The sequence below is a fragment of the uncultured Methylobacterium sp. genome (assembly GCF_964244095.1).
In the GTDB taxonomy this organism is placed as follows: Bacteria; Pseudomonadota; Alphaproteobacteria; order Rhizobiales; family Beijerinckiaceae; genus Methylobacterium.
On record NZ_CAXTHR010000261.1, the window covers coordinates 1 to 2,932 of the forward strand.

The 2,932-nt window shown below is 69.4% G+C and carries 4 protein-coding genes; all 4 read left to right on the forward strand.

Translation table 11 applies throughout. The annotated features are described in order from the left end of the window. The coding region (locus tag ACFE86_RS22190) for a substrate-binding domain-containing protein (protein ID WP_375457473.1) at positions 1-429 on the forward strand (429 nt) is incomplete at its 5' end. Between the two features lie 150 nt (positions 430-579). Beyond that, on the forward strand, positions 580-1,434 hold the full coding sequence (cysT, locus tag ACFE86_RS22195; protein ID WP_375457474.1) for a sulfate ABC transporter permease subunit CysT: 855 nt from the start codon (positions 580-582) through the stop codon (positions 1,432-1,434). Next, positions 1,427-2,314 carry a sulfate ABC transporter permease subunit CysW gene (gene cysW, locus ACFE86_RS22200; protein ID WP_375457475.1) on the forward strand — a complete coding sequence of 296 codons (888 nt, stop codon included), beginning with the start codon at positions 1,427-1,429 and terminating at the stop codon, positions 2,312-2,314. Before cysT ends, cysW begins: the two co-directional genes overlap by 8 nt. 58 nt (positions 2,315-2,372) lie before the next feature. Beyond that, the coding region (locus tag ACFE86_RS22205) for a sulfate/molybdate ABC transporter ATP-binding protein (RefSeq protein WP_375457476.1) at positions 2,373-2,932 on the forward strand (560 nt) is incomplete at its 3' end.

The following is a 2,932-nucleotide window of genomic DNA, read 5'->3' on the forward strand; positions in this document are numbered from 1 at the left end:
GGCGCGCGCGGCTCCACCGTCACCTTCGCGCAGCGCGGCCTCGGCGACGTGCTGCCGACATGGGAGAACGAGGCGTTCCTGGTGCTGCAGGAATTCGGCGCGGACAAGTTCGACATCGTCGTGCCGCCGACCTCGATCTACGCCGAGCCGCCGGTGGCGCTCGTCGACGTCAACGTCGACCGGAAGGGCACCCGCAAGCAGGCCGAGGCCTACCTCGCCTTCCTCTACACCGACAAGGCGCAGGCCATCTTCGCCAAGCACCATTACCGCCCGCTGAAACGCGAGGCCGCGGCCGAGGCCGACCTCAAGCTCCTGCCCGAGATCAAGCTGTTCAGGATCGAGGATCTCCAGGGCGGCTGGGACGACATCCAGGCGAAGAACTTCGATACCGGCGGCCTGTTCGACCGGTTGAGCCAGGCGGGGCGGTAAGCAGCAGGGTCTTCCCCTCCCCCCTTCCCCACACGAGTCGGGCTTGCCCGACCTGTGCGGAGGACGTGCCGATCTCGGGCAAACCCGGGATCAGTTGGGGGGAGAGGGAGACGCGCTGCAACGGTAGAGGGTCGTTCCCGAGGACACGCGATGACCGCACCACCCCGCCCCAAGCGGACCTTCCGCAAGCCCAGCGTGCTCCCCGGCTTCGGGCTCACCTTCGGCTACGCGCTCACCTGCCTCGGTCTGGTGGTGCTGCTGCCGCTGGCCGCGCTGGTCGCCAAGGCCTCCGGGCTCGGGCTCTCGGGGATCTGGCATGTCGCCACCGACCCGCGGGTGGCGAGCGCGCTCAGGATCAGCTTCGGCGTCTCGCTGCTGTCGGCGCTTACGGCCTCTGTGTTCGGCTTCCTCGTCGCCTGGGTGCTGACCCGCTACCGCTTCCCCGGCAGCCGGCTCGTCGATGCGGCGGTCGACCTGCCCTTCGCCCTGCCGACGGCGGTGGCCGGCATCGCGCTCGCCTCGCTCTACGCCCCCAACGGCCTCGTGGGCGCGCAACTGGCAAAGCTCGGCATCCAGGTGGCCTACACGCCGGTCGGCATCTTCATCGCCATGGTGTTCATCGGCCTGCCCTTCGCGGTGCGGACCGTCCAGCCGCTGATCTCCGAGATCGACAGGGAGGTCGAGGAGGCCTCGGCGACGCTGGGGGCCACGCGGTTCGGCACCCTGACGCGGGTGGTGCTGCCGCCGCTGATCCCGGCGGTGCTCACCGGCTTCGCGCTGGCCTTCGCCCGCGGCGTGGGGGAATACGGCTCCATCATCTTCATCGCCGGCAACCTCCCCTACGTCTCCGAGATCGCGCCGCTGCTGATCGTCATCAAGCTCGCCGAGTTCGACTACGGCGGGGCGGCCGCCATCGCCACGATCATGCTCGGGATCTCGTTCCTGACGCTGCTCGCCATCAACCTGATCCAGGCCTGGAGCCGGCGGAGGTTCGGTTATGTCTGAGGTGGTCGCCCCGACCTTTGCCGCAGGCCACGCCGCGCGATCACCAAGCGCGGTGTCGGAGGGCCGCCTCGTGCGCTCGGTCCTGATCGCCGCCGCGATCGTGTTCCTGGCCCTGTTCCTCGTGCTGCCGCTGATCACGGTGTTCGCCCAGGCCTTCGCCCGCGGCGTCGGCGCCTACCTCGACGCGTTCGCCGAGCCCGACGCCTGGGCCGCGATCCGCCTGACCCTGACGGTGGCGGCCATCGCCGTGCCGTTCAACCTCGTGTTCGGGATCGCCGCCTCCTGGGCCATCGCCAAGTTCGAGTTCGCGGGCAAAAGCCTGCTCATCACGCTGATCGACCTGCCGTTCTCGGTCTCGCCGGTGGTGTCGGGGCTGATCTACGTGCTTCTGTTCGGCTCGCAGGGCCTGTTCGGCGGCTGGCTGCAGACGCACGGGGTCCAGATCCTGTTCGCGCTGCCGGGGATCGTGCTGGCGACGATCTTCGTGACCTTCCCGTTCGTGGCGCGCGAACTGATCCCGCTGATGCAGGAGCAGGGCACCGCCGAGGAGGAAGCGGCGCTGACGCTGGGCGCCACCGGCCTGCACGTCTTCCGCACGGTGACGCTGCCCAACATCCGCTGGGGGCTGCTCTACAGCGTGCTGCTCTGCAACGCCCGCGCGATGGGCGAATTCGGCGCGGTCGCGGTGGTGTCGGGCCACATCCGCGGGCTGACCACCACCATCCCGCTCCACGTGGAGATCCTCTACAATGAGTACAACTTCGTCGCCGCCTTCGCCGTCGCTTCGCTCCTCGCCGGTCTCGCCCTCGTCACCCTCGTCCTCAAGTCCCTCCTCGAATGGCGCTACGGCGAGGAGCTCGGGTCGCGGGCACGGCATTAGCGCCAATTCCACGGCGATCCGCGTCGAGGGCCTGTCCAAGACCTTCGACACGGCAGCCGTGCTCCACGATTTCGACCTCGACGTGCGCGCAGGCGAACTCTTGGGTCTGCTCGGCCCCTCGGGCTCGGGCAAGACGACGCTGCTGCGCATCATCGCCGGCCTCGATGCGCCCGACCGCGGCCGCATCCTGTTCGGCGGGGATGATGCCACCTTCCTGCCGGTGCAGCAGCGCGCGGTCGGCTTCGTGTTCCAGCATTACGCCCTGTTCAAGCACATGAGCGTGGCCGACAACATCGCCTACGGGCTCAACGCGCGGCGGCGCAGCGAGCGCCCGTCGCCGCCCGAGATCCGCCGCCGTGTCGGCGAGTTGCTGGACCTGATCAAGCTCTCGGGCTTTGCCGACCGCTACCCGTCGCAGCTCTCGGGCGGCCAGCGCCAGCGCATCGCGCTCGCCCGCGCGCTGGCGGTCGAGCCGCGCGTGCTGTTGCTCGACGAGCCGTTCGGCGCGCTGGACGCGCAAGTCCGAAAAGACCTGCGGCGGTGGCTGCGCGAGATCCACGACCGCACCGGCCAGACCACGATCTTCGTCACCCACGACCAGGACGAGGCGCTGGAGCT

Bases quoted from the DNA above. Each gene is read 5' to 3' on its own strand.
- cysT (WP_375457474.1), top strand. From the start codon at position 580: ATGACCGCACCACCCCGCCCCAAGCGGACCTTCCGCAAGCCCAGCGTG.
- cysW (WP_375457475.1), top strand. From the start codon at position 1,427: ATGTCTGAGGTGGTCGCCCCGACCTTTGCCGCAGGCCACGCCGCGCGA.